The organism is Niveibacterium sp., from assembly GCF_041909475.1.
Lineage (GTDB): Bacteria > Pseudomonadota > Gammaproteobacteria > Burkholderiales > Rhodocyclaceae > Niveibacterium.
In genome coordinates this window covers 15136-41719 of the sequence record NZ_JAYRDJ010000028.1, presented here as the reverse complement: position 1 = coordinate 41719, position 26584 = coordinate 15136, and the positions used below count along the sequence as shown (strand labels likewise).

The window sequence follows — 26584 nt, the reverse complement described above, 5'->3', positions numbered from 1 at the left end:
ATGATCGATATCCTTGTTTATGTGTTTGAAAGCTATGGCTACCCTGAGGCCTGTCCCGAGCCGGAGTTGCTCGCGCGCAAGCTCAGCGCGGCGGGCTTCGAGCCGGAAGACATCGACCTGGCGCTGGAATGGTTGTCCGGCCTGCAGCGCGTGGCAGGCAGTGATTCGCCGAAGATCGAGCGTGACAACCGATCGAGCCGGATCTACAGCGGCCCCGAACTGGCGGTGCTGGATACCGAGTGCCGCGGCTTCATTGCTTTTCTCGAACACTCCGGTGTGCTGGACCCATTGGGGCGCGAGCGCATCATCGAGCGCGCGATGGCCTTGCCCGGCGCGGATCTCAGTCTCGCAAAGCTCAAAGTGATCGTGCTGATGGTGCTATGGCAACAGCAGGACAACGTCGATGCGCTGGTCATGGAAGAGCTGCTATCCAGCGCCGAGGGGCCGGCGTGGGGCGAAGAGAGCCCTGCCGCAGCTCTGCTGCACTGAGACACCGATCGCCGTTGCGCGGATGCGCGCGCGGCGCCTACCCATTCTTGCTGGACGTCGGCACCCTTAAGGTGCGAGGTCCGCTGCCGTAATCGACCCAACATGAGCAAGCTACTGATCATCGCCGAAAAGCCCTCCGTGGCGCAGGATATTGCCCGCGTCCTCGGGGGATTCACCCGTGAAGGCGACTACTTCGAATCCGAGCAGTACGTGCTGTCGTCGGCCATTGGCCATTTGCTCGAGCTCGCGGTGCCGGAGGAGTACGAGGTCAAGCGTGGTAAGTGGAGCTTCGCGCATCTGCCGATGATTCCGCCGCACTTCGCGCTGAACCCGATCGACAAGACGGCCGACCGGCTCAAACTGCTGACCAAGCTTATCAAGCGCAAGGACGTGACCGGCCTGGTGAACGCCTGTGACGCGGGGCGGGAAGGCGAGTTGATCTTCAACTACATCGCGCAGCACGCGAAGACCGACAAGCCGGTTCAGCGCCTGTGGCTGCAGTCGATGACGCCGGCGGCGATCCGCGACGGTTTTGCCCGCCTGCGTCCTGCGAAGGAACTGTCGGGCCTGGCGGATGCTGCGATGAGCCGTGCCGAGAGTGACTGGCTGATCGGCATCAACGGCACGCGTGCGATGACCGCCTTCAACTCCAAGAGCGGCGGCTTTCATCTGACCACCGTCGGGCGCGTGCAGACACCGACCCTTGCCCTGGTGATCGAGCGCGAGGAGCGCATCCGCAAGTTCGTGTCTCGCGACTACTGGGAGCTTGAAGGTCAGTTTGGCGCTGCAGCGGGCGGCTACGTTGGGCGCTGGTTCGACGAGAAGTTCAAGAAGGACGAGAACGACGAGCACGCGACCGCCAGCCGCCTGTGGGACAAGGCGCGCGCCGAGGCGATCCGCGCCAAATGCGACGGCAAGCCCGGCAAGGTCGAGGAGGAAAGCAAGCCCTCGACCCAGCTCTCGCCCCTGCTGTTCGACCTGACCAGCCTGCAGCGCGAAGCCAACGGTCGCTTCGGTTTCTCGGCCCGTACCACGCTGCAGCTGGCACAGGCGTTGTACGAGAAGCACAAGGCCTTGACCTATCCGCGTACCGATTCGCGTGCGCTGCCCGAAGACTACCTGCCCACGGTGGGCGGGGTTTTGGCCGGCCTGCCCGATCGCTACGCGCCGTACGCAAACCAGATCGTGAAGCACGGCTGGGTCAAGCCGAACAAGCGCATCTTCAACAACGCCAAGATCTCCGATCACTTCGCCATCATCCCGACCGGCACTGTGCCCAAGAGCCTGTCCGAGGCCGAAGCGAAGATCTACGATCTGGTCGTCAAGCGCTTTCTGTCGGTGTTTTACCCGGCAGCCGAATACCTGGTGACCACCCGTATCACGCGCGTCGAGGGTGAAGCCTTCAAAACCGAGGGCAAGGTGCTGGTCAACGCCGGCTGGCTCGCGATCTGGGGCAAGGAAGCCGCGAGCGCGGAGGACAAGGACGATGCGACGCCGGCCCTCGCGCCGGTCAAGCCGGGTGAAGTGGTGCGGACCGACGATGTGCTGGTGAAGCCCAACGTCACGAAACCACCGGCGCGCTACAACGAAGCGACGCTGCTCTCCGCGATGGAGGGCGCTGGCAAGCTGGTCGATGACGAAGAGCTGCGCGAAGCGATGGGCGGCCGCGGTCTGGGCACGCCAGCGACGCGCGCGCAAATCATCGAGAACCTAATCGCCGAGCAGTACATGCTTCGCGAAGGCCGCGAGCTGATCCCGACGGCCAAGGCTTTTTCGCTGATCACGCTGCTCAAGGGCCTGTCGGTTGAGGAACTGACGTCGCCGGAACTGACCGGCGAATGGGAATACAAGCTCGGCCGCATCGAACGCGGTGAACTTTCGCGTGCCGATTTCATGCGCGAAATCGCCGAGATGACCAAGCACATCGTCGAGCGCGCGAAGACCTACGACAGCGATACGATTCCGGGCGACTTCGGCATCCTGAATTCACCCTGCCCGAAATGCAGCGGCCTGATCCGCGAAACTTACAAGAAATTCCAGTGCAGCGATTGTGAATACTCGCTGTGGAAGATCGTCGCGGGTCGTCAGTTCGAGCCGCACGAGATCGAGACGCTGCTGACCGAAGGCCAGGTGGGGCCGCTGGTGGGCTTCCGCAACAAGATGGGGCGGCCTTTCAACGCGATCATCAAGCTGAACGACGAGAAGCAGCCGGAGTTCGACTTCGGGCAACCGAAGGATGATGAGTTGGCCGAGCCGGTCGATTTCTCCGGTCAAGGGGCCCTCGGCGCTTGCCCGAAGTGCCGGGCGAACGTCTACGACCATGGCCTTTCCTATGTCTGCGAGAAGTCCGTTGGCCCTGGCAAGTCCTGCGATTTCCGTTCGGGCAAGGTGATCCTGCAGCAGGAAATCGAGCCGGCGCAGATGAAGAAGCTGCTGAACGATGGGCGCACTGATTTGCTGAAGAACTTCGTTTCCTCGCGCACGCGGCGCAAGTTCTCGGCCTTCCTGGTGCGCGGCGACGACGGCAAGGTCGGCTTCGAGTTCGAGAAGAAGGCGCCCAAAGCACCGGCACGCAAGAAGGCCGCGGCCGACGAGGCTGCCGCGCCGGCCGAGAAACCGGCACCGCGGACGCGTCGCAAGACGGCTTAGCCGATACCCGCATGTTGCGACGCCTGATCGGCCTCCTGTCGGTTCTGCTGTTGGTGTCGCCAGCAGGCGCAGGCGAGACGCTGCGCCTGCTGACTTGGCCTGGCTATGCCGATCGTGATCTGGTGCAGGCGTTCGAGCAGCGTTTCAACGTCACTGTCGATGTCACCTATGTCGGTTCCGACGACGAAATGTGGGAGCGGGCGAACAACAAGGATGGCGCTGCGTTCGACGTCATCGCGGCGAACACCGCCGAGCTTCAGCGCTATATCGACAACGGCCTCGTACAGCCGCTGCGCCTGCGCAACATTCCGAATACGCATAACCAGACGGCGCGTTTCCGCAACCTGTCGAACATCCCTGGGCTGACCCGCAAGGGCGAGGCCTATGCGATTCCCTACACCTACTCGGCGATGGGGCTGATCTACAACCGCAAACTGGTTGCCAAACCGCCGACGTCGATCACAGCGTTGTGGGACCCGAAGTACCGCGGCAAGGTGCTGGCCTATAACGGCAGCAGCCATAACTTCAGCCTCGCCGCGCTTGCGCTGGGTTTTAGTGATCCGTTCCGGCTCACCCAGCCGCAGTTCTCGCAGGCGGTGAATCATCTGCGCCAGCTGCGCGACAATGTGCAGGCCTTCTACAGCAAGCCCGAAGAAGTCGTCGACCTGTTCCGCAGCAAGGACGTCGCGCTCATTTACGCCAACTACGGCGACCAGCAGGTGCAGCTGCTTGAAAAAGCCGGTGCTGATATCGGTTACGTGATTCCGCGCGAGGGCGCATTGGCGTGGCTGGATTGCTGGGCGGTGATGCGCAGCGCACGCGATCGCAACCTTGCCGAGGCCTGGATCAACTACACGCTGACGCCGGCGGTCAGCGGTCAGTTGCCGCTGCGCCAGGGGCTTTCGAATACCTTGGCTGCCGGCGCCGATCCGTCGCGTCAGGAAGCTAAGCTGATCTGGCTGGAGCCGGTCGAGGATTACGCCCGCCGCACGCTCTACTGGGAGCGCTTGATGTCGGGCTACGACAAGGCGCGATAAGCAGCGCCTTACCGCGCGTCTGGCGCGCGCCGGCGCACGATGTGACCTGAGCCTGACTGGAGGAGCGCGCGATGAGCGACGCTGTCGAACTCGAAGGCGGATGCCTCTGTGGTGCTGTGCGGTATCGCGTGCGGATCGAGAATCCTGAGGGTTACTACTGCCATTGCCGGATGTGCCAGCTTGCCTTCGGCAGTGTCTTTGCGCCGTGGGTGAACGTCGCGGTCAGCGACGTGCAATGGCTCGCGGCTTCGCCCAAACGTTACCGCTCGTCGCGTATCGCCGAACGCGGCTTCTGCGCCGAGTGCGGCACGCCGCTCAGCTTTCATTTCATCGACTCGCCGCGCATGGATCTGTCCGTTGGTAGTCTCGACGAACCGGCGCAGGTGCCGCCCACCAGCCACTTTGCGGTGGAGACGCGTGTGGCGCCGTGGCATGTACCGGACGGCTTGCCGGAGCAGAAGGCGAGCGACTACGAGGCGCTGACCACACGCTGGCGGCAGGCTTACGGCGAGGCCGAGCCCGGCCTCGCCACGGTGCGGGCGGGAGCTTCGAGTGACTGAGTGGCAGCCGCTGGTCGATTTCTGGTTTCTGCCGCGTGGCGCAGCCGGGCACGGTGCGCCACGTGCGGAGTGGTTCCGCAAATCCGATGCCTTTGACCGCGAGATTGCCGATCGATTTGGCGACTGCATTGCGCGGGCGCTCGCCGGCGGACAGCGAGAGTGGGATGCCGAGCCCGAAGGCGCGTTGGCCCGCGTCGTGCTGCTCGACCAATTCACCCGCAACGTGTTCCGCGATACACCGCAAGCCTTTGCGGGTGACGCGCTGGCGCTTGAGCTCGCCGGAGAGATGCTCGCGCGGGGCGACGACCAGCGGCTTTTGCCGGTGCAGCGCGTGTTTGTCTACCTACCGTTCGAGCACGCTGAAGACGCACAGGCGCAGACCCGTTCCGTCGAACTGTTCGAACGGCTTGCGTCGGCTTGGCCGGATGGCGCTTCCTACCTCGACTACGCGCGCCGACACCGCGAGGTGATCGATCGATTCGGCCGCTTTCCGCATCGCAATTCGCTGCTCGGCCGTGCGTCGAGCGCCGAGGAACTGCTGTTCCTGGCACAACCCGGCTCACGTTTCTGAACCAGATCCAACCCGGCTGGGCGCGGTTGTTACGGCGCGCCCAGCCTCAGTAGTTCAGGCCAGCCCGAGGCGCTGCCAGATGGTGCTGGTAAGCCCCGCCTGGTTCAGCGTGTAGAAGTGCAGCCCCGGCGCGCCGCCTTCGAGCAGGCGCTCGCACAGCTCGGTCACGATATCGAGGCCGAGGGCCTTCACGCTTGCCGTGTCGTCCCCCAAGGCTTCGAAGCGGCGGCGCATCCATTGCGGGATCTCCGCGCCGCAGGCATCCGAGAAGCGTGCCAGCTTGCTGAACGACGCGATCGGCATGATGCCCGGCACGATCGGGATCTCCACGCCACGGGCCCAGGCTTCGTCGACGAACTGGAAGTAGGCGTCGGCGTTGTAGAAGTACTGCGTGATCGCCGAATTGGCCCCGGCGCGCACCTTGGTCGCGAAAGCGTCGAGGTCGGCGGTGGCGCTGCGCGCTTGCGGGTGGAATTCCGGATAGCCGGCTACTTCGATGTGGAAGGCGTCACCGGTTTCGGCGCGGATGAATGCCACCAGCTCGTTCGCGTAGCGGAACTCGCCCGGGTCGGCCATGCCGGAGGGCAGGTCGCCGCGCAGTGCGACGATGCGCGTAACGCCCATCTCGCGGAACTCGGCGAGGTGCTCGCGGATGCTGTCTTTCGTCGCACCGATGCACGACAGGTGCGGCGCGGCGTGCAGCCCCTCAGCCTGGATCTCGCGCACGATCTCCAGCGTGCGGTCGCGCGTCGAGCCACCGGCACCGTAGGTGACCGAGAAGAACGCCGGCCTGAGTTGGGCCAGCTGCGCGCGCGCGAGGCGCAGCTTCTCGACGCCTTCAGGCGTCGCCGGCGGGAAGAATTCGATGCTGAATGTGGGTTTGTCTGTCATGACTGACCTGCTGATTCGGGGGCGTCCGCTGCGCGGCGCGCATGGACGAAAAATTCGCGGTTACCGTCACCACCGGTGATCGGTGAGTCGTACCAGCCCACTACGGTGAGACCGCAGTCGTCGCAGGCTGCGCGAAGCTTGGTTTCGACTTCCGGGTACAGCGCCGCGTCGCGCACGATGCCGCCTTTCGCGAGGCCTTTTGGACCCACTTCGAACTGCGGTTTCACCAGCATCAGCAGGTCGGCCTGCGGGTGCATCAGAGCGGTGGCGGCGGGAAGGATCAGGGTCAGCGAGATGAAACTCAAATCGCCGGTGACCAGATCGAAACCGCCTTGCGGAAAATGTTCGCCCAGATCCGCCGCGGTGAGCGAACGGGCGTTGAGGTGCTCCAGCGTCACGATGCGCGTGTCACCCGCAAGGCGCGGGTGCAACTGCCCGTGCCCGACTTCCACGCCAACCACCCGTGCCGCGCCAGCCTGCAACAGGCAGTCGCTGAAACCACCGGTGCTCTGGCCCAGATCGAGGCAGCGGCGCCCGACGACCGTGACGCCGCTTTGCGCCAGCGCGCCCGCCAGCTTGTGGCCGCCGCGCGACACGAAGCGATCCTCGGCATCCTCGGCGACCCGCAGCTCGGCACTGTCGGGCAGGTAGTCGGCCGGTTTGCCAACCAACTGCGTTCCTTGCGGCGACTGCCAGCTCACTCGGCCCGCCGCAATCAGCCGCTGCGCCGCGGTGCGCGATGCAGCGAGACCGCGTTCGACCAACAACTGGTCTGCGCGGGTGCCGGCATGCGCGGTGACGCTGCGTTGGCTTTGCGTGGCGCGCGGCTTGCTGTTGCGCGCGTGGAAGGAGTTCATCGACATCGGTCGGACTACGGCGTGGTGATCTGCCGCGCGTAGGCTTCCTGTTCGAGCGGCGCGCGGCTGTAGCCAAGTGCCAGCATCTCGACCAGATACTGCCGCGCATACGGCGCAATGCCGCCGAGCCGTTCGTACTGCGCGACGTGGACGAGCTCATGCGAGATCAGTCGTCGCGAGTTGGCGAACTCTGGCTTGAGCAGAATCGCGTAGCCCTGCGTGCGACCGGCTTCGTCATCGGTGCCGAAGATCAGGCCCAGCTCACGCGCCGCATTGGCCATGCGCGGATCCTCCGGCATCGGGAAGCGGCGGCGAACTTCGATGCGGATTTTCTGCGGCGCGGCGATGCCGAGCGTCTGTGCCATCGCCAGTTCCGCCTCGCTCAGCGGGCGGCCGTTGATCAGCACCTCTGCTTCGGTGGCGGCGAGCAGGTCCGCAATCACTGGCGTCGCCTGTTCCGCGATCGCGTTGATGCGAATGCCGGGCGTGGCGAGCTTCTGTTGCTCTTCGGGCGACAGCCGCACCCACTGCTCGCCACCACAGGCGGCGAGCAGCAGGAGGGCGGTACCGATGGCGATGCGGGCGCGCATCCGTGGCGGCTTAGTAGCGATAGTGCTCAGCCTTGTACGGCCCTTCGACCGGCACGCCGATGTAGGCGGCCTGCTCGGGGCGCAGCGTCGTCAGCTGGGCGTTCAGCGTCTTCAGCTGCAGGCGCGCGACCTTCTCGTCGAGATGCTTGGGCAGCGTGTAGACGCCCACCGGGTAGTCGGCCGTCTTCGTGAAGAGCTCGATCTGCGCGATGGTCTGGTTCGCGAACGACGAGGACATCACGTAGCTCGGGTGGCCGGTGCCGCAGCCGAGGTTAACCAGGCGGCCCTTGGCGAGCAGGATGATCCGCTTGCCGTCCGGGAAAATGACGTGATCGACCTGCGGCTTGATCTCTTCCCACTGGTACTTTTCCAGCGACGCGACGTCGATCTCATTATCGAAGTGGCCGATGTTGCAGACGATGGCGTTGTTCTTCATCGCGGCCATGTGGTCGTGCTGGATCACATGGAAGTTTCCGGTGGTGGTGACGAAGATGTCGGCCTTGTCGGCGGCGTACTCCATGGTCACCACGCGGTAGCCTTCCATCGCGGCCTGCAGTGCGCAGATCGGGTCGATTTCGGTGACCCACACTTGTGCCGACAGCGCACGCAGTGCCTGCGCCGAGCCCTTGCCCACGTCGCCGTAGCCGCATACCACGGCGATCTTGCCGGCGATCATCACGTCGGTGGCGCGCTTGATGCCGTCGACCAGCGATTCGCGGCAGCCGTAGAGGTTGTCGAACTTCGACTTGGTGACCGAGTCGTTCACGTTGATCGCCGGGAACTTCAGATCGCCGCGCTGGTGCATCTGATACAGGCGATGCACGCCGGTCGTGGTTTCTTCGGTGACCCCCTTGATCTGTGCCAGACGCGTCGAGTACCAGGTCGGGTCGGTCGCGAGCTTGGCCTTGATCGCCGCGAAGAGGATGGTCTCTTCTTCGGACGTCGGCTTGGCGATCACAGACAGATCCTTCTCGGCCTTCCCGCCCAGGTGCAGCAGCAGCGTGGCGTCGCCGCCGTCGTCGAGGATCATGTTGGAAAAACCACCGTCGGCCCACTCGAAGATGCGGTGGGTGTAGTCCCAGTAGTCGGTCAGCGTTTCGCCCTTCACGGCGAAGACCGGGATGCCCTGCGCGGCGATCGCGGCGGCGGCGTGATCCTGCGTCGAGAAGATGTTGCATGAGGCCCAGCGCACTTCGGCGCCCAGCGCGGTGAGCGTCTCGATCAGCACGGCGGTCTGGATCGTCATGTGCAGCGAGCCGGTGATGCGCGCGCCCTTGAGCGGCTGCGCAGCGGCGTACTCTTCGCGGATCGCCATCAGGCCGGGCATCTCGCCCTCGGCAATCTTGATTTCCTTGCGGCCCCAGTCGGCGAGCGACAGGTCGGCGATGACGTAATCTTTGGTATCGACCACAGTGTTCATACGAACTCCTTGAACGGTGTGGCCGGGAGGGAAGCAGGGATGTGACCGGAAACTTCCGGTTCGCTCACGCTACCCAAGCCCGGCGAGGGTTGGACAGGGTGAGCGCAGTTCTTGCCCGCCTGCGCGAATGCGCTCTGGCAGGGTCCGAGCCTGGGATTCGGGCATGCCCGACTCTCGCAGCGCTCCTCGGAAGTTCCGAAGTATAGATCAACTCGTACGCTTTGCCGACGCTATCTCGCTGAATACAAATGGAAACCGCTGCGACTGGCCGGGAAACGCGCCGCCTGTGCGAGACTTTGCACGTTACGAAGCGGCGACGAGGCGATCCGTGCAGTTCGAACATGTAGTGGTGATCAACGACCCGAATGAAGCGCTGGCCGTTCCGCTGACGCGCGAGCAGGTGTGGGCGGGGCTGATGTGGCGTGTGGAGGACCCCTGCGCGTTTCAGCCCGGGCTGGTCGGCTGCGAAATCCTTAGTCGCAGCGAGACACAGATCGAACGCGCGCTGGACTTTGGCAGCTTCCGCACGCGCGACACCGTGCGAATTGAGCCGGGCCGGGCCGTCAGTTTCGATACGGCCGCCGAGGGCGACCGCCCGGGCGGGCATCTTGCGGTGACGATCGAGGCGCCTGTTGAAGGGCTGCTGGTGTTGCGATTTGCCTACCGCACGACGCTAAGCGAACAGAGCGGTGAGGACGCTGCTTTTGCCGGCTACGTTAAGGCCGCCTATCACGCTGCCGATATAGATACGGTGCGTCTGATCCGCGAGTTTGCCGCGCGCGGCAGCCGCCACTGATCGCGGCGCAAGCGCCGATCGCACCCGCGCGGGATCTTCATCGCCAGCGCTTTGTCATAATCCGACCTCCAGAATGCAGGCCAATCGGCCTGAGAGGACGCTGTCATGCACCATCTGTACCGAATCCTGATCGTGTTCCTGAGTGCCGCTTTCCTCGCGGGTTGCGGTGGTGGTGGAGGCGGTGGCGGTGGTGGCACCCAGACCGCCACGGTCACGGTCACCGGCCTGAGCCCGTCCTTCGTCTTTCCGGGTGACACGGTCACGGTGGTCGGCACGAACTTCAACAGCGTCACCGGCGTGCGTTTCGGTTCTGCCGAACTCACCTTCACCCTGATCAGCACGACGCGCCTGAGCTTCGTGGTGCCGGATTCCGCGACCAGCGGCACGGTGACCTTGGTGTCGGGTACTGCAACGGTCGATTCGCCGACGGTGCTGACCGTGCTGGGCGTGCCGCAGGTTACGAGCGTGTCGCCCTCCAGCGCGCGGCCGGGTGATTCGCTCACACTGAGCGGCACCAACCTCGCGAACGTGAGCCAGGTCCGCATTGGTGGCGTGTCCGTCACGCCGAGCGCGCGAACCGGCACCCAGATCGTGGTCGTGGTGCCGGCCGGTGCAGCCGATGGCAGCCTCGCTCTGGTGCTCTCCAACGGCAGCACCCGCACGCTGACTCAGAGCTTCACGCTATTGCCGGCGCTGATCAGCGTCAGTGCGATGTCGCCGACAAGCGGGCCGGAAGGCATCTCGGTGCAGGTGAGCGGCGTTGCGCTGGATACGGTGACGGGCGTAACGGTTGGTGGCGTTGCGGCGGTGATGTTAAGCCGGACGGCTACGTCGCTCGATTTTGCCGCCCCGGCAGCCAGCGGCAACGTGATCCTCAGCGGCCCCGGTGGGCAATCGGTACAGGCCGGCGTATTCACGCTGACGACGGGGGCAACGCCGGTCGTGACGATTTCCCGCGTCGACGTGGCGCAGGCTTACTCGCAACCGGTCGGCGCGGCCTATCAGTTCCTCGTGCCCGGCAAGGCTGCGCTGGTGCGGGCCTATGTCAGTGCCAACCAGCGCATCGCGAGCCCCAAGGTGACGGCGACGATCAGCGGTTGTGCGGCGAGCCCGACGCTCACGCTGATTGGGCCGTCCACGCTGCCGACGACAGCGCCGGCGCTGGACGATCTGCCCGGCACCTTCTCGGCGCAGATCCCCGCGTCGTGCGTACAGACGGGGCTGCAGGTTGGCGTCACGGTGGCCAGCACGGCGCCTGCCAACAGCGGTGCAACGCGCAGTGCAACGCCGGGGGTTGGGCGGCCGACGAACCTGAATCTGGTGCTGGTGCCGCTGGTGACCAACAACTCGACCGGTGCAGCGCCGGATATCCAAGTCGTACGGCGCATGTTTGCTCGGGCTTACCCGATCGATGCGTCCAGAATCACGATCAGCATTCGGACCCCCTTCACGCTGACGACCAAGACGGTGAGTAGCACGGTCGACGGCAGTTGGAGTAGTGCGTTGGGCGAACTTGATGCGTTACGGGACCTTGAGGGCAACGGTAGGCATTACTACGGATTGGTGCCGTCGCCAGGATTCAACGGCGGTACATCTGGCCTCGCCTACCAGAATGTCTCGTCGTCGGGTGCAGCTTTAACCGCAATTGGCCTTGACTCTGTAGCTTTGGCGGCGAACCGTTATGGCGCCAGTGCTTGGCTGGATACGATGACTCATGAGATCGGGCACAACATGAGTCTTGGGCATGCACCCTGTGGTAACCCGACAGGGGTTGATAGTGAGTTTCCATACGCCGATGGGGGACTAGGCCCCTACCCGGTGCACGAGTTCGACAGCGATCGCAATGGCACCGCCGGCCCGGAAACGGTCTACTTCCCCGCCACCAGCATCGCGCATGACGTGATGGGCTATTGCGACGGCGAATGGTTCTCGGACTACAACTACAGCCGGGTTCAGACCTTCATGCAGAGCTTCACCTACCCGCAGATCACGCCCTTCGCTGAGCCGGTCGAGATGCTGGATTTCTTCGGCGATATCCGCGATGGCAAGGTGCGGTTGGCACCGCCCGGCGCCCGCATGGCGACGCAGCCCTACGCCGGGGGAGGCGCCTTCGCCTTGCGAGTGACGACCACTGCGGGTGCCGTGGTTGACGTGCCCTTCACGCCGGTGAAGGTGGCGGACGAGGCCGGCAGCAGCCTGCAGCATTTCCATGTTGCGCTGCCGAATCCGGGCACGATTGCGAAGGTCGAGGTGCTGCAGGGGGCGATGTCGCTGCCGGTGACGCTGGATTCGCCGCCGGTGGCCGCGGCCCAGTCGGTCGGTGATGCGGCCAGCAGCACATTGCCGCTGAGCTGGAGCGAGGCAAATGGTGTGCTGACGGTGACTTGGGATGCCGCGCGTTACCCGGTGTTGCGCGTGCGCCAGCTCGGCGCTGAACCGATGGTGCTGGCGTTGCAACTGACTGGCGGCAAGGCCACGTTGCCGCTGACTGGCGTGCCGGCCGGCGGCAAGTGGGAATTCAGTCTCTCGGGTGGCTTCAACGCCCGTTCGCTGACACTCGCCCGCTGAGCGGGCGTGGTTGCTGCACGCCGCTTAGGCGGCGTCGCAGCGCAGCGCCGAGAGATCGGCCTCGCTGAGCCAGCGCCATTCGCCGGGTGCGAGGTCGGCCGGCAAGGCGAGGCGGCCGATCTCGCCGCGGTGGAGTGCTTCGACGCGGTTGCCGGCTGCGCCGATCATGCGTTTGACCTGGTGGTACTTGCCGCCAGTGATCGTCAGGCGCAGCAAGCACTCACCGATGATTTCGCAGCCTGCCGCGACCACCGGCTCGGGCTCGTCGTGCAGTTCCACGCCAGCAAGCAGCGCAGAGACCAGCTCCGGCGTGGCCGGGTGCTTCAGCGTGACGGTGTAGATCTTCGGGATCGCGCGTTTCGGTGAGCTGAGCTGATGAATCAGCTGGCCGTCTTCGGTGAGGATCAGCAGACCGGTGGTGTCTTCGTCGAGACGGCCGACGGCCTGTACGCCACGTGCGCGCAGTGGTGCGGGCAGCAGCGCGAACACGCTGGGGTGGTGCACCGGCTTGTGCGACACCTCGTAACCGGCTGGCTTGTGCAGCATCACATAGGCCACCTCGCGGTATGACCATAGCTCGCCATCGACCTCGAATTCCAGCCCGGCCGGATCAAGTTCGACAAAGGGGTCGTCCATCTCTTCGCCATTCACGCGGACAAAGCCGTGGCGCACCAGGCCGCGGCATTCCTTGCGGCTGCCAAAGCCCTGAGACTGGAGGATGCGGTCGAGTTGCATCGGGAGATTCCTTTTTCGCGAAGGCGCGGACTATACGCCCAACTCGCCCTCACTTGGCACCGACATGGGCGGCATGGCAGGGAACGAGCGCGCCGGGCAGTCAGGGCGTGGATGCTACAGCGGCTAGCGTAGTGACTCGAATTTGGGCAGCGCAAGCCGCCAGCGAATTGCCGCCAGCCGCAGCAGGAAGATCAGCGTGCCGCTCCAGAACGCCGCCCAGGGCGCGTTGAAATCCAGTGCGAGCAGGGCGACAAGGCTCAGCGCGCCGGCGCCCGCGGCCGTGGCGTACAGCTCGCCGCGGAACACCACCGGCTCTTCATTCGCCAGCACATCGCGCAGGATGCCGCCGACTACGCCAGTGATTACGCCCATCAGCGCGGCGACTGTCCAGTGGGTGCCGGCGTTCAGCGCCACCTTGGTGCCGACGATCGTGAACAGCGCGAGGCCGATTGCGTCGGGAATCAGGAACAGGTCGAGCGGCAGCCGCATGCGACGTGCCAGCGCAAAGGCCGCAATGCCGGCCAGTGCGGCTGCGATCAGGTAGGTCGGGTCGGCAACCCAGAATACCGTGCGGCCCAGCAGCAGATCGCGCGTTGTGCCGCCACCCAGCGCTGCGGCAAAAGCGACCACCACCACACCGAAGGCGTCGAACTGCTTGCGGCCGACTTCCAGCACCGCCGCCGCCGCGCAGGCAGCTACCGCGGCGATGCCGAGCCAGTAACCAAGCAGGGAAATACTCACGGCAGGCGCGGGCAGTTGCATCACGTTCAGGGCATGCGGAGAGAGCCGCCAAGCATACCCTTGCGCGCACACCCGCCCTTGCGCCGGGCCAAATGCGCGGCGATCAGACGCCGTGCTGCTGCAACCACGCCAGCGCCTTGGGCCAGGCGTCTGCCGCCGCGGCAGGGTTGAAGCTTGGGCGATAGTCGGCGAGGAAACCGTGATCCGCCTCCGGGTAGATGCGCACTTCGGATCGGCTGTCAGCCGCCTTCAGCGCGGCCCCCATCTTCTCGACCGAATCGACTGGAATGCCCTGGTCCTTGCCACCGTAGAAACCCAGCACCGGCGCCTTGATCTCGGCAATCAGGTCGATCGGGTGCTTCGGCGACAACTCGCTCGGCGCGCTGACCAGGCGTCCGTACCAGGCCACGCCCGCCTTCAGCTTCGGGTTGTGTGCGGCATAAAGCCAGGTGATGCGGCCGCCCCAGCAGAAGCCGGTGATGCCGAGCCGTGCTGCGTTGCCACCGTTCTTGCCGCCCCAGGCGGCGGCGGCATCGAGGTCGCGCATGACCTGCGCATCGGGCACCTTCGAGATCACCTTCTCGAAGATCTTCGGAATCGTGTCGTACTGCGTCGGGTCGCCCTGGCGCGCGAACAGATCCGGCGCGATCGCGAGGTAGCCCACCTTGGCCAGGCGGCGGCAGATGTCCTGAATCCACTCATGCACGCCGAAAATCTCTTCCACCACCAGCACGGTCGGGAACGGGCCCTTGCCGGCAGGCATCGCGCGATAGCCGCGCAGCGTGATGTCGCCGGCCGGAATCTCGACGGTGCCTGCGACGAGGCCATCGGCCGGCGTCTTGATCACGCTCTGCGCCGCGACGGGCTGCACCGCCAGCGCAAAGCCGCTCGCCACGAGGCCGGCGACGAACTCGCGCCGGTTCGCGACGCGGGCGGGTGAAAGGCTGTCGAAATCCTGCTGCATCGGTTGCTGCGATCCGGCTTGCATCGTCGCTCTCCTTGGTTGGGGTCTGCAATGGACGCGCCAGAATGGAAAAGATTCCCCGCCGGGTGTTGCCCCCGGGTACTTGAGCGCGCGGAAGGATCGCCGGACAATCCGCGATCCTTCCTGCTGCGATTCTTCCATGCGCCCCACTGCCGGTGTTGTCATTTCCCTGCTTGCCATGCTGCCTGCGATTGCGTTTGCGCAGCGCCAACTCATCTGGGGCGAAACCGAGATCATTGGCATCAAGCGCCTGAGCCGCGAGCAGATCACCTCTCAACTGCCGATCAAGCCGGGCGAAGCGGTCACGCAGAACGAGAAGGAGATGCTCAAGTGGTGCGAAAAGCTCAATAAGCTGCCGATCGCCGCAGTGTCGTGCAACGGCGCAATGGTCGGAACCCGCCTGCACTATGTCGTCGAAATCCTTGAGGACGCCAGTGCCGATCCGGTGCTGCAGCCCTCCACCGCACCGCGCGCCGCCGCCCGCGTGCCGCCGGAAGCGCGCCAGCTGATCGCGCAGCGCGAGTACCGCGTGCAGGAAGTGCTGGCAGACGGCTACATGCCGGGCGAGCGCATCACGCCTTCCGGCATCGTCGTAGCTGAAGACCCGGAGCTGCGTACCTTCGATGCCCAGTTGCGCGATCTCGCCAACGGCCAGCAGGACCGCATGATCGCGATCGCCCTCGACGCTCGCCACCCCGAGCGCAAGGACGCGATCGTGATGCTCAACTGGACTGGCCGACCCGAAGCATCGATCGCCGCGCTGCACGGCCGCCTGCTCGACCCGGACAACGAAGTGCGTAACCTCACCGGCCGCCTGGTGCTCACCTTCATCGAATGGATCAAGGATCCTACAGTGGCCGATGCACTTGCCGGCACGCTGGCGCAGGTGCTCACGTTGCCCAGCCACACCGATCGCACCAAGGCGCTCGCCGCGCTGGGCCAGCTCTACGCCCTGCACCCGGAAATCCGCGGCACGCTGCAGCGCGTCGCACGCGAACCGCTCACTGAGCTCGCCCGTACCAGTGTGCTGCCGAACGTTGGTGGGGATGCGCGGGGATTGCTTGCGGCGATTGGCGATTGATCGCCGTAGGGTGCGCTTGGTGGTGTCGCAGGGGGCGCGAGCTGGTCAATCGAACTTGAACTTCAACTGCCCGCCGATGTAGCCGGAGTATTCGCGGATCGATGGGGCGCCGACGAGGTTGAAGCCGAAGCGGCCCCACTGGAAGCTCGCCATTGGCAGCGCGACGACGGGCGTCCAGTAACCGCTCGCGAGGCCGACGAAGACGCCGAGCTTCACGTGCTCCCACTTCACGACTTCCGGTTCCCAGCGGGCACCGGCGTAGAAGGTGTCCTTGTCGTAGCTGTTGCGGTAGTAACCGGCCATCCACGAAAGCGGATATTCCTCCGACGGGCGCTCCCAGCCTGCGCCGGGGTTGTCGGCGCGATACTCGTCGCGCCGCTCGAAGTGGTAGGAATAGCCGGAGATGACCAGCCAGTCTTCCGCAAGGGTGGGCAGGGGCAGGCTGAGCAGGGCAGCGGCGAGCAGCAGCGGGCGGGCGTACGTCATGAATTCAGGTGCGTAAGCAATTCGGAACGCGGAGCGTACCACCCTGGCGGGTGCCACAATCGCGGCTCGCCCCCAACACGATGAATTGCGATGCCGAACGATGCGCTCCTTCTTCGCCTGAACGCCCTGCGCGGCGATGACCCGTCATACAGCAACGGCAACAGCAACCATCTGCCGATGGTGCTGGCGGCGCTGCATGCGCTGGGCGCCGTGCCTTCGCGTCTTGATGTGTTTGCGGAGACCCAGCGCAGCCTGATTCGCCCGCTTGCGAGCGGCGAATTCGCCAGTCGCTGGGCCGATTTCGAAGCGCAGATCGCGACCGATGGCCGCGACGCGGTGTTGTGCCGCGAACTGCCGCGTTTGCTGGAAGGCCTGGTCACGGCGGCCTTCCATGGCTTGATCCGGCTCGCGTATGGCGTGCGCTTCGGTGCGGATGCGGAGGTGGCCGCCGGTCTTGCCGTGCTGAGCGTATTCCGGCGCGAAGTACCGCTGCCGTCGGGTGCTGCCAGTACGGGCGCGGCGGAGGGCTTGCGCAGCCTGTCGCAAGGCACTGCGCTGGCGAATGCAGAGTTCGAGCGCCCGATGATCATGGGCCGGCTGCTCGAAGTGTTGGCACACCCCGCCTTCCTCGCCGCGGTACCGCCGCTTCGATTCGAGAAGGGTGCCGATCGGGCCTGGCATTCGCTGGCGGTGACCGCCGCGCGGCTGTACCGCGCAACCGGGGACTTCACGGCGCTGCACCTGATTACCAGTCTTCATTCGCTGCGCGTGTTGTGGCCCTGGATCGAAGCGCCGGAGGTGGCGCTGCAGCGCTACTGGCTGGCCTTCTGCGCCGCTTATGTCGCGATCGGGCGGCCGTGGCCGATGGAATTCCGTGCGCTGGCCGGGCCGCTGCCGGCATGGGAGGCGCTGTGCGCGGCGGCGCTGGGCAGCAGCGACGATCATGTGATCAAGCTGGTCGATAGCTGCGATGCGCTCGCGCACGAATTCGACGCGGACACGTCGGAGCTGCCTGCGCTGCTGCAGGCCTGCGCGGCCCAGGTGCTGCAGGCGGATACACACTGACAAAGTCGCTGCGGCATGCGGTGATAGCCTGCATGGCTGCACGGTGCGCCCGCTTGCATCGTGCTGTTTGTTCACTGACTCACCGCAAGAGCGATCTCCGATGTCCTTCCGTATTGCCCTGAGCGCGGCGAGCCTTGCTGCGCTGCTTGCCGCCGGCGCCGCATTGGCCGGCGATGAAGATCCCTACCAATGGCTTGAAGCGGTCGACGCGCCCGCCTCGCTCGACTGGGTGCGTGCCCGCAATGCCGAGACGCTGCCGAAGCTCGAACAGGCGCCCGGTTATGCCGCGCTGCACGCGCGTCTGCTGGAAATCTACAACTCGCCGCAACGGCTCGCCCCGATCACGCTGATCGGCGGACGCGCCTACAACTTCTGGCAGGATGCCGATCACCCGCGTGGCATCTGGCGCAGCAGCGCGCTGGCCGACTACCGCAAGGGTGCGCCGGCCTGGCGCACCGAGCTCGATGTCGATGCGCTCGGCCGCGCGGAAGGGCAATCCTGGGTGTGGAAGGGGGCGGATTGTCTGGCGCCCGATGGCCAGCGTTGCCTGGTGCGGCTCTCTCGCGGCGGCGGCGACGCGGTGGAAGTGCGCGAGTTCGACACACGGCGTGCGCGCTTCGTCGACGGCGGTTTCCGCATCGCACACGCAAAGACCGAAGTCAGCTGGGTGGATCGCGATACGCTGATCGTGGGCACCGATTTCGGGCCCGGCAGCCTGACCGACTCGGGCTATGCCCGCGTGCTCAAACGCTGGCGGCGCGGCACACCGATCGAACAGGCGCAGACGGTCTTCGAGGCGCGCAAGGAAGACATGATGGTCTCCGCCTATCTCGACTACACGCAGGCCAAGCCGCGCACGTTCGTCGTGCGACTGCCGAGCTTCTTTACCGAGGAGCTGTACGCGCTCGGGCGCGATGGAAAGACGGTGAAGATCGACAAGCCGGACAGCGCCAAGGCGCGTGTTTGGCGCGATCGCCTCGTGCTCGAACTGCGCGACGACTGGGTGCGCAACGGACGCAGTTTCGCGAAGGGATCGCTGGTCGCGCTGCCCCTGGATGCCGCACGCGCGCGCAGCGCAACGCCCGAAGTGCTGTTCACGCCGAGCGACACCGTTGCGATGGAGGATTGGCACGCGGTGAAGGATGGCTTCGTGCTGAACCTGCTCGACACGGTGCGCGGGCGGGTCATGGAAGTGCGACCGGGGCGCAAGGGGTGGTCGCAGCGGACCGTGCCGGTGCCAGAGTTGGGCGCGAGCAAGACCGCGCCGGTGGACCCGGAGGGCTCGAACGACTATCTGCTGACGACTTCGGACTACCTGACGCCGTCGACGCTCAGCTACCGGCGCTTCGGCCGCACGGGCGAACAGGTGCTGCAACGCCTGCCGGCGTTCTTCGACGCCTCGGGGCTGGAGGCATCGCAGTACGAGGCGGTCTCGCGCGACGGCACCAGGGTGCCCTACTTCATCGTGGCGCCCAAAGGCGCTGCGCGCGATGGATCGCTACCCACGGTGCTGTACGGCTACGGCGGGTTTGAAGTGGCACTGACACCCGGCTACAACGGTGGCATGGGTGCGGGCTGGCTGGAGAAGGGCGGCGCCTATGTCGTGGCGAATATCCGCGGCGGCGGCGAGTTCGGCCCGCGCTGGCATGCGGCGGCCTTGAAGGACAAGCGACAGAACGCCCACGACGATTTCATCGCGGTTGCGGAAGATCTCATCCGGCGCGGCATCACGTCGCCGAAGAAGCTCGCGATCATGGGAGGCAGCAATGGTGGGCTGCTCGTCGGCGCGACCGAAGTACAGCGGCCGGATCTGTTCGCGGCGGTGGTATGCCAGGTGCCGTTGCTCGACATGAAGCGCTTCCATCTGCTGTTGGCGGGGGCGTCGTGGATGGGCGAATACGGCAACCCCGACATTGCGGAGGAGTGGGCCTACATCTCGAAGTATTCGCCCTATCAGAACCTCAAGCCGGGCGTGACTTACCCGCGCACGCTGTTCCTGACCTCGACGCGTGACGACCGCGTCCATCCGGGCCATGCGCGCAAGATGGCGGCGCGCATGCAGGCACTGGGGCAGGATGTCTGGTACTTCGAGAACACCGAGGGCGGCCACGCTGGCGCCGCCGATAATACGCAACGTGCCAAGATGTGGGCGCTGACCTGGACCTTCCTCGATCAGACGCTGCGCTGACCTCACCTGCGCGGGGCTGGACGCAGGGCTGAAACAGAACGGGCCGGCGCGTGAGCGACCGGCCCGTGTTCTTTTGCGTGCTGCTGAATCAGCGCTTGGCGACGGGCTTCCAGGTCTTGTCCGGGTCGAACAGCGTCGTCTTCTCGGCGATGCTCGCCGTCTTCGCGCCGAGATCCTTCTCCAGAATCACGCCTTCCTGATTCACGATGAAGGACTTCACGCCGGTCACGCCGTACTTGGCCGGGTAGGCCAGCACTGCGAAACCACCGACTTGGCCGTTCACGGTGTAGGTCTGCGCGCCGCCGACGGCGTTTGCGCCCTGACCGCTCAGCATCTTGAACAGGTAGCCGTGGAAGGGCGCGCCGCGGCTTTGCTTGGCATAGCCTTCGGCCTGTGCTGCCGCCACCAGCGGGCCGAGCGGGCTCGGCGGCTCGCCCTCGGCCGTCTGCCAGAAGAGACCGTCGCGCTTGCCCGGCGTGCTGGTGAAGTGCGCCGCGTATTCCGGCGAGCCATCACCGTTGCGATCCATCAGTGCGTATTCGCGCTGGGCCGCGACGACCTCCTTCATCACTTCGATGGTGGAGAGTTCATTCATGCCGACGCGGCGGTTGATCAGTTCTTCACGACCTTGTTCGGCGTCGAAGCGCCAGCCGCCCGCGACCCGAATGATCGGAAACGAGAAGGGGTAGCGGCTAGGGCCCACGATCAGCACGGCACGGCCATCTGCAACTTCGACCACGGTGTGCTGCGCGTCGTAGGCCTGCACGAACTCCTGCCAGAGTTTGACGTCGGTGGGCTTGTCGCCGGTGAAGACCCAGTCGCCGGACTTGCCGCCGAGCACGGCGAGCACGGCTTTTCCATCCGCCACCTTGAGGCTGGCGACGAGCGCCGAGGCGGCTTCTTCGGGTTGCGGAAACACGCGTGGCGCGCCGCCCGCCGCGAAAGCGGGCAGTGCAATCAGGGCACCGGCAAGGCTGATTCCACGCAGGGTGCGCGCGAGGCGCGAAGCGTACGGTTTGCTCATCGGTTCATCATCCGTTCTGCGTTTCGCATCACTCAACGGCGGCGTCCGCCACCACCACCGGCACGTGCGCCACCGCTGGAGCGGGCGCTGCTGCTCATGCCGGCGCGGCTGGAGCTGCCGCGGCTGCTGTAGTCGTTGGCGCGCGCGCCCGAGTTCACGCCGCCGAAAGCGGAGCTGGAACTGCGGTCGCTCGTCGAAGCGCGCGGCTGTGTGCTGCTGCGATCCATGCCCGCCGCGCGGTTGTCGACGGCAGCACCGCCGCTTGCACGGTTGCCGGCGCTCGGGCGGTTGCCCGCGGCGTTGCGGTCGAAACCCTGCTGGCCGAGATCCTGCCGGCCGGCTTCGGCACGACCGCGGAACTCGTCGCGCGCCTGGTTGTTCTGTGCCTGCGCGCCGCCGAACTTGTTCTGCGCGCCCTGGCTCTGATACGGCACACCGCGGCGGCGATCGGTGTTGTGCTCCCAAGTACCGTTCTTGATGTTGTTGACGTTGTTCTTGTCGAAGTGATTGACCTGGTTGTAGCGGTCCACATCGATGTTGATGTCGTTGTGGCCCCAGTTACAGTTACCCCACAAGGCGCCGCCGACGGCCACGCCGACGGTGAAGGAGAACAGCGCGGCGCCGGGCACATAGCCGGGCGGGTAGTAGTAGTACGGCGGCGGCGCCGCATACCACCAAGTGCCGTAGACCACGGCCGGGTTGTAGGTCGGCACGTACACGACTTGCGGGTCAGCCTGTTCGATCTTGATGATCGTGGTGCCGCCTTCGTTGGCGGTACTCACGGTCTGTTCCTTCGTCGTCGATAGCGAGCCGGCCTGCTGCGCCTTTGTGCGCAGCTTCTGCACCGTTTCCATCACGGCCTTCTGCTGGCCGAGGAAGGCGTCTCCGAGCTTCTGCGTCCAGTCGATCTTCTCGCTCATCATGTCCAGCACGCTGGGGAAGGTCGCCAGCGATTTCACGCTGGGGTCCCAGGCCTGCTTCGCCAGCTCGTCTTCGAGGGCCTTGCCTTCGAGTTTCGGATTGGCTTTGCGCCAGCGCGCAGCCTCGACGACGTCGAGCGGATAGGTGGAGCCCATCAGGATCTGCGCGAGCAGCGCATCCGGGTGCAGCGCGATCGGCGCCAGCAGCTCGTCGAGTTCCTGCTGCGAATACACCTTGCCGGTGGCTTGCTTGGCGCTGGCTGTGGGTGCCGCATCCGCGGCAAAAGCCGGCGCGACAGGGACGACCGAGCCCAGGGCGAATACGCTTGAGACAAGCAGTGTCAGCAAGCGAGACGGGCGGTACGACATGGGTGACTCCTCTGACTGAGTGAGCAACGTGGCCGATACTACGCCGATCGGCCTGCGGCGGGCTTGGCGCCCTGTGCCAGTATGTTGTCCGCCAATCCAAAAGAAAAGGGGGCACGATGCCCCCTCATGATCTCGCGCAGCAGCGCGTCAGGCCGCTTTGGGCGCCTTGTCCAGCCGCGCCTTGACGAAGCTGCCGGGTGCATCCTCGAGAACCTTGAGCTTGCCCTTGATCGGATCGCGCGCCGGCACCTTGGCGTCGTCGTGGGCGGTGACCCAGGCCTGCCAGTCGGTCCACCACGAACCGGGGTTCTGCGTCGCGGCGGCGAGCCAGTCTTCCGACGCATCCGGCAGCGCCTTGGTCGGGTTGGTCCAGTAACCGTACTTGTTCGCCGACGGGGGGTTGACGATGCCGGCGATGTGGCCGGAGCCGCCCAGCACGAAGCGCACCGGGCCGCCGAACACCTTGGCGCCGAGGTAGGTGCTCTTCCACGGTGCGATGTGGTCTTCGATCGTCGAAATGAAGTAGCAGGGCACCTTGATCTTGCCCAGATCGATCTTCACGCCGTCGATCTCGATGCCGCCCGGCTGCACCAGCGCGTTCTTCATGTACATGTTGCGCAGGTAGTAGCTGTGCATCTTGGCGGGCATGCGGGTGGAATCGGAGTTCCAGTACAGCAGGTCGAAGGGGAAGGGGTCCTTGCCCATCAGGTAGTTGTTGACGACAAAGGACCACACCAGGTCGTTGCTGCGCAGCAGGTTGAAGGTGTTGGCCATCTCGCTGCCTTCGAGGTAGCCGCGCTCGGCCATCTTCTTCTCGAGGCTGGTGACCTGGCCTTCGTCGATGAACACGCCGAGTTCGCCCGGCTGCGAGAAGTCGGTCAGTGTCGTGAAGAAGGTGGCGCTGGCGATGCGCTTGTCCTTCTTGGCGGCCATGTAGGCCAGCGTGGTGGCGAGCAGCGTGCCGCCGAGGCAATAGGCGGCGGCGTTGATTTCCTTCTCGCCGGTCTGCTGTTCGATTGCGTCGACCGCGGCGATCACGCCTTCCTTCACGTAGTCGTCGAAACCCTTCTCGGCGAGCTTCGCATCCGGGTTCACCCAGCTCATCACAAATACGGTGTGGCCTTGTTCGACGGCCCAGCGGATCAGCGAGTTCTTCTCGCGCAGATCGAGGATGTAGTACTTGTTGATCCACGGCGGCACGATCAGCAGCGGGCGCTTGAGCGCCTCGGTGGTGGTCGGCGTGTACTGGATCAGCTGGATCAGATCGGTCTGGAAGACGACCTTGCCCGGCGTCGTCGCGACGTTCTTGCCGCACTCGAAGGCCGAGGTGTCGGTCATCTTCACGCGCAGCTGGCCGTCACCCTCTTCAACGTCGCGCAGCAGGTTGTTGAGCCCCTTCACCAGATTCTGGCCGTGGCTCTTCACCGTTTCGCGGAACACTTCCGGGTTCGTCAGCGCGAAGTTCGACGGCGACAGCGCGTTGATGTACTGGCTGGTGAAGAAGTTCACCTTCTTGCGCGAGATCTCATCCAGGCCTTCGACGCTGCCCACCACATCGTGGATGTGGCGCGCGGAGATCAGGTAGCTCTGCTTGATGAAGTCGAACAGGAAGTGGTCCTGCCACTCTTCGTCCTTGAAGCGCTTGTCTTCCTTCGCCGGGGTTGCGACCGGCGCGCCGCTCATGCCCATGAAGCGCAGCGTCGAGTGCTGCCACAGCGAGAAGTAGTCCCACACCAGGTTCATCTGCGCCTGGGCGAGCTTGTAGGGGTTGGCGAGCAGCTTGGCCATCATGTCCATGAATGCCTGCGCGATGCCCAGTTCATCTTCCGGCGGCGAGATGCCGCGCGCGGCCTGGCGCTTCACATGTTCGTGCAGCAGCTTGGATGCACGCTGGGCGACCTCGGCGTAAGTCTTCGCGACTTCCTGCGGGTCGGGCAGTTCGGGCTTTGCTGTTTCGGTGTTGGCAGCCATGGTGTTTCTCTCCCGGAGTTACTTGTTCTGAAGGGCGGGCGATGCCTCGCCCGTACGCGCAAATTTCAGGATGCCCCCGTCAGCTTCCAGCTCGCTGACAGCACCGCGGGCGGCGAGGTGATTCAGGTGGCCGATTGCTTCACCCATCGCGAACATCACCTGGTGGGTGTCGAGTTCGCGCGGGAACAGCGTCGCGAGCAGTTCGCCCGCGCTCATCGGCTGATCCAGTGCGGCGAGCAGCGCGCCACAGCGTTCTTCGTGATGCGCGATCAACTGCTGGATACGTGCCTGGGCGCCGCGGAAGGGGCGGCCATGCGAGGGCAGCACCAGCGTGTCGGCCGGCAGCGCGGCGAAGCGGCCGAGCGATTCGATGTACTGCGCGACCGGATCATCCTGCGGCGTCACGGTGCTGGTGCTGACGTTGGTCGAAATGCGCGGCAGCAGCATGTCGCCGGAGATCAGCACATGCAGCGCTTCGCACCACAGCGCCGCGTGCTCGGCCGAATGGCCGTAGCCGCTGATCACGCGCCAGGCGTGGCCGCCGACCATGATCGTGCTGCCGTCGCGGATCCGCAGATAAGACTCGGGTAGCGCCGGCACGCCGCGTGCGTAGTGGTTGCCGCGCGTCAGCAGCGCCTCGGCGCGTGCATCGTCGAGCCCGTGGCGGCGGAACAGCGCGACCAGCGCTTCGGTGGTGAAACCGGCGCGGCCGTCGCGGATCGCGTGCGCCCACAGGTATTCGCCGAGCGTGGCGTGAACCGGCACGCCAAAGCGGTCCGACAGCCAGCACGCGTTGCCGATGTGATCAGGATGCGCGTGGGTGACGACAATCTGCGTGACAGGGCGATCGATCTTCGCAAACACCTGTTCCCACAGCGCACGCGTGGTCGCGTCGCCGATGCCGGTATCCACGATCGCGACGCCTTCGCCGTCGTCGAGCAGCCACAGGTTGATGTGGTCCAGCGCGAAGGGCAAAGGCATGCGTACCCAGCGCACGCCCGACTCGACGGTCAGCGTGGCGCCCGGCGCGGGCAGGTCGGCGAAGGGAAAATCGAGCGCGTCACTCATGGCAGCAGCATCCAGCGAATCAGTGTAACCCGGGTTATGTTGCGGTGCGGCATTGCCTGTCAAGGCTGTTTGTCGGGCGCAGGACACCATACGGTAGCGTGCGGGCTTAAGATCCAGCCACCGCACGGGGCGGACATCACCCGAATCCGGCGGCGCGGCGATCCTCCACAAGAGGGGCGCGGCGCGGCCTTCCAGTACCGTTCAGGAGCCGATCCATGAGCCTTGGCCTCAATTTCGCCCTCGGCGAAACCCTCGACATGCTGCGCGACACGGTCGCCGATTTCGCGGCGAAGGAGATCGCGCCGCGCGCGGCCGAGATCGACCGCACGGATCAGTTCCCGATGGACCTGTGGCGCAAGTTTGGTGATCTGGGCGTGCTGGGCATGACGGCGAGTGAGGACTACGGCGGCGCCAACATGGGCTACCTCGCGCACATCATCGCAATGGAAGAGATCTCGCGCGCCTCGGCCTCGGTGGGCTTGTCGTACGGCGCGCATTCGAATCTCTGCGTGAACCAGATCCACCGCAACGGCAACGCCGCGCAGAAGGACAAGTACCTGCCGAAGCTCATTTCCGGCGAATACGTCGGTGCGCTGGCGATGAGCGAACCGAACGCCGGCTCCGACGTGGTGTCGATGCGCCTGCGCGCCGACAAGCGCGGCGATCGTTATGTGCTCAACGGCACCAAGATGTGGATCACCAATGGGCCGGATGCCGACGTGCTGGTGGTCTATGCGAAGACCGACCCGGCTGCGGGCCCGCGTGGCATCACCTCCTTCCTGATCGAGAAGGGCATGAAAGGCTTCTCGGTCGCGCAAAAGCTGGACAAGCTCGGCATGCGCGGCAGCCACACCGGCGAGCTGGTGTTCGAGGACTGCGAGGTACCGCAAGAGAACGTCATGGGCGGCGTCGGCAACGGCGTGAAGGTGCTCATGAGCGGGCTCGACTACGAGCGCGCGGTGCTCTCCGGTGGGCCGTTAGGCATCATGGCTGCCTGCATGGATGTCGTTATCCCCTACATCCACGACCGCAAGCAGTTCGGTCAGGCGATCGGCGAGTTCCAGCTGATGCAGGGCAAGGTCGCGGATCTCTACACCACCTGGCAGGCCACGCGTGCCTATGTGTATGCGGTTGGGCAGGCCTGTGATCGCGGCGACCATGCACGCGGCCTGCGCAAGGATGCCGCTGGCGCGATCCTCTACTCAGCCGAGAAGGCAACCTGGATGGCGGGTGAGGCGATCCAGACGCTCGGCGGAAACGGCTACATCAACGAATACCCGGTCGGGCGCCTCTGGCGCGACGCCAAGCTGTACGAGATCGGTGCCGGCACCAGCGAGATCCGCCGTATGCTGATTGGGAGAGAGCTGTTCGCGGAAACCTTGTAATAAAAAGGTCACCCGTTCGGCGCTATGGCAATGTGCCCAGGGCTTTGGTGGGCATTGCTGTAACAGCTTAGGCTGCAAATGCTTGGGCTAATACCTATGGCGCGCTGCAACAATTTGCGCCTATGCTTCGCCCCCGTC

The 26584-nt window shown here is 65.2% G+C and carries 23 protein-coding genes and 1 riboswitch; of the genes, 11 read left to right on the top strand and 12 right to left on the bottom strand.

The genetic code is table 11. The features are described 5' to 3' along the window. From ACE3P0_RS16365 to ACE3P0_RS16345, 5 genes are all read left to right on the top strand, one after another. On the top strand, positions 1-489 hold the full coding sequence (locus ACE3P0_RS16365; RefSeq protein WP_374403799.1) for a DUF494 domain-containing protein: 489 nt from the start codon (positions 1-3) through the stop codon (positions 487-489). 102 nt (positions 490-591) lie between these two features. After that, positions 592-3138 (top strand): DNA topoisomerase III, encoded by a 2547-nt coding sequence (locus ACE3P0_RS16360; RefSeq protein ID WP_374403798.1) that lies wholly within the window; start codon positions 592-594, stop codon positions 3136-3138. An 11-nt stretch (positions 3139-3149) separates the two neighbouring features. Then, complete coding sequence (locus tag ACE3P0_RS16355) at positions 3150-4175, top strand: extracellular solute-binding protein (protein WP_374403797.1); 1026 nt, start codon at positions 3150-3152, stop codon at positions 4173-4175. A 71-nt stretch (positions 4176-4246) separates the two neighbouring features. Next, positions 4247-4735 carry a GFA family protein gene (locus tag ACE3P0_RS16350; RefSeq protein ID WP_374403796.1) on the top strand — a complete coding sequence of 163 codons (489 nt, stop codon included), beginning with the start codon at positions 4247-4249 and terminating at the stop codon, positions 4733-4735. Further along, a complete protein-coding gene (locus ACE3P0_RS16345; RefSeq protein ID WP_374403795.1) occupies positions 4728-5306 on the top strand; it encodes a DUF924 family protein in 579 nt (192 codons plus the stop codon). Before ACE3P0_RS16350 ends, ACE3P0_RS16345 begins: the two co-directional genes overlap by 8 nt. Before the next feature lie 54 nt (positions 5307-5360). Here ACE3P0_RS16345 and metF read toward each other — a convergent pair whose 3' ends face one another. The 4 genes from metF to ahcY are packed head-to-tail and all read right to left on the bottom strand — an operon-like array spanning position 5361 to position 9064. Further along, the gene (gene metF / locus ACE3P0_RS16340) at positions 5361-6197 is read right to left on the bottom strand and encodes a methylenetetrahydrofolate reductase [NAD(P)H] (RefSeq protein WP_374403794.1); all 837 of its coding nucleotides are present in this window, start codon (positions 6195-6197) and stop codon (positions 5361-5363) included. Next, positions 6194-7054: a TlyA family RNA methyltransferase gene (locus ACE3P0_RS16335; protein WP_374403793.1), complete on the bottom strand. Its 861-nt coding sequence runs from the start codon at positions 7052-7054 to the stop codon at positions 6194-6196. Before ACE3P0_RS16335 ends, metF begins: the two co-directional genes overlap by 4 nt. A 14-nt stretch (positions 7055-7068) precedes the next feature. Next, positions 7069-7644 (bottom strand): hypothetical protein, encoded by a 576-nt coding sequence (locus ACE3P0_RS16330; protein WP_374403792.1) that lies wholly within the window; start codon positions 7642-7644, stop codon positions 7069-7071. A 10-nt stretch (positions 7645-7654) separates the two neighbouring features. Beyond that, complete coding sequence (gene ahcY, locus ACE3P0_RS16325) at positions 7655-9064, bottom strand: adenosylhomocysteinase (protein ID WP_374403791.1); 1410 nt, start codon at positions 9062-9064, stop codon at positions 7655-7657. Positions 9065-9157: 93 nt separating this feature from the next. Next, positions 9158-9258: riboswitch (S-adenosyl-L-homocysteine riboswitch) on the bottom strand. 134 nt (positions 9259-9392) lie between these two features. Between ahcY and ACE3P0_RS16320 the strand changes: the two genes are divergently transcribed. Next, entirely contained in the window at positions 9393-9860 is a 468-nt protein-coding gene (locus ACE3P0_RS16320) for an SRPBCC family protein (protein WP_374403790.1), read from the top strand. A gap of 105 nt (positions 9861-9965) precedes the next feature. Beyond that, positions 9966-12428 carry an IPT/TIG domain-containing protein gene (locus tag ACE3P0_RS16315; RefSeq protein ID WP_374403789.1) on the top strand — a complete coding sequence of 821 codons (2463 nt, stop codon included), beginning with the start codon at positions 9966-9968 and terminating at the stop codon, positions 12426-12428. Between the two features lie 24 nt (positions 12429-12452). Here the strand turns inward: ACE3P0_RS16315 and ACE3P0_RS16310 are convergent, their stop codons facing one another. From ACE3P0_RS16310 to ACE3P0_RS16300, 3 genes are all read right to left on the bottom strand, one after another. Continuing rightward, positions 12453-13163 (bottom strand): pseudouridine synthase, encoded by a 711-nt coding sequence (locus tag ACE3P0_RS16310; protein ID WP_206254791.1) that lies wholly within the window; start codon positions 13161-13163, stop codon positions 12453-12455. A 123-nt stretch (positions 13164-13286) separates the two neighbouring features. Then, positions 13287-13904, bottom strand: coding sequence for a trimeric intracellular cation channel family protein (locus tag ACE3P0_RS16305; RefSeq protein ID WP_371814663.1), 618 nt, complete (start codon positions 13902-13904; stop codon positions 13287-13289). 103 nt (positions 13905-14007) lie between these two features. Then, positions 14008-14892, bottom strand: coding sequence for a dienelactone hydrolase family protein (locus tag ACE3P0_RS16300; RefSeq protein ID WP_374403788.1), 885 nt, complete (start codon positions 14890-14892; stop codon positions 14008-14010). A gap of 136 nt (positions 14893-15028) precedes the next feature. On the opposite strand from ACE3P0_RS16300, the gene ACE3P0_RS16295 reads away from it, so the two are divergent. After that, the gene (locus tag ACE3P0_RS16295) at positions 15029-15970 is read left to right on the top strand and encodes a hypothetical protein (RefSeq protein WP_374403787.1); all 942 of its coding nucleotides are present in this window, start codon (positions 15029-15031) and stop codon (positions 15968-15970) included. A 45-nt stretch (positions 15971-16015) separates the two neighbouring features. Here ACE3P0_RS16295 and ACE3P0_RS16290 read toward each other — a convergent pair whose 3' ends face one another. Then, positions 16016-16456: a hypothetical protein gene (locus ACE3P0_RS16290; RefSeq protein ID WP_374403786.1), complete on the bottom strand. Its 441-nt coding sequence runs from the start codon at positions 16454-16456 to the stop codon at positions 16016-16018. A 90-nt stretch (positions 16457-16546) separates the two neighbouring features. On the opposite strand from ACE3P0_RS16290, the gene ACE3P0_RS16285 reads away from it, so the two are divergent. Then, positions 16547-17521 (top strand): questin oxidase family protein, encoded by a 975-nt coding sequence (locus ACE3P0_RS16285; protein WP_374403785.1) that lies wholly within the window; start codon positions 16547-16549, stop codon positions 17519-17521. A gap of 100 nt (positions 17522-17621) precedes the next feature. Further along, positions 17622-19709 (top strand): prolyl oligopeptidase family protein, encoded by a 2088-nt coding sequence (locus ACE3P0_RS16280; RefSeq protein ID WP_374403784.1) that lies wholly within the window; start codon positions 17622-17624, stop codon positions 19707-19709. Positions 19710-19797: 88 nt separating this feature from the next. Here ACE3P0_RS16280 and ACE3P0_RS16275 read toward each other — a convergent pair whose 3' ends face one another. The 4 genes from ACE3P0_RS16275 to ACE3P0_RS16260 all read right to left on the bottom strand — a co-directional run bounded on the left by ACE3P0_RS16275 (position 19798) and on the right by ACE3P0_RS16260 (position 25061). Then, the gene (locus ACE3P0_RS16275; protein ID WP_374403783.1) at positions 19798-20733 is read right to left on the bottom strand and encodes a DUF2950 domain-containing protein; all 936 of its coding nucleotides are present in this window, start codon (positions 20731-20733) and stop codon (positions 19798-19800) included. A 32-nt stretch (positions 20734-20765) separates the two neighbouring features. Continuing rightward, entirely contained in the window at positions 20766-22022 is a 1257-nt protein-coding gene (locus tag ACE3P0_RS16270; protein ID WP_374403782.1) for a DUF3300 domain-containing protein, read from the bottom strand. A gap of 147 nt (positions 22023-22169) precedes the next feature. Then, positions 22170-23993: a class I poly(R)-hydroxyalkanoic acid synthase gene (gene phaC / locus ACE3P0_RS16265; protein WP_374403781.1), complete on the bottom strand. Its 1824-nt coding sequence runs from the start codon at positions 23991-23993 to the stop codon at positions 22170-22172. An 18-nt stretch (positions 23994-24011) separates the two neighbouring features. After that, entirely contained in the window at positions 24012-25061 is a 1050-nt protein-coding gene (locus tag ACE3P0_RS16260; protein ID WP_374403780.1) for an MBL fold metallo-hydrolase, read from the bottom strand. 215 nt (positions 25062-25276) lie between these two features. Here ACE3P0_RS16260 and ACE3P0_RS16255 point away from each other — a divergent pair, with 215 nt between their 5' ends. Then, a complete protein-coding gene (locus ACE3P0_RS16255) occupies positions 25277-26446 on the top strand; it encodes an isovaleryl-CoA dehydrogenase (RefSeq protein ID WP_374403779.1) in 1170 nt (389 codons plus the stop codon). Positions 26447-26584: the final 138 nt, after the last annotated feature.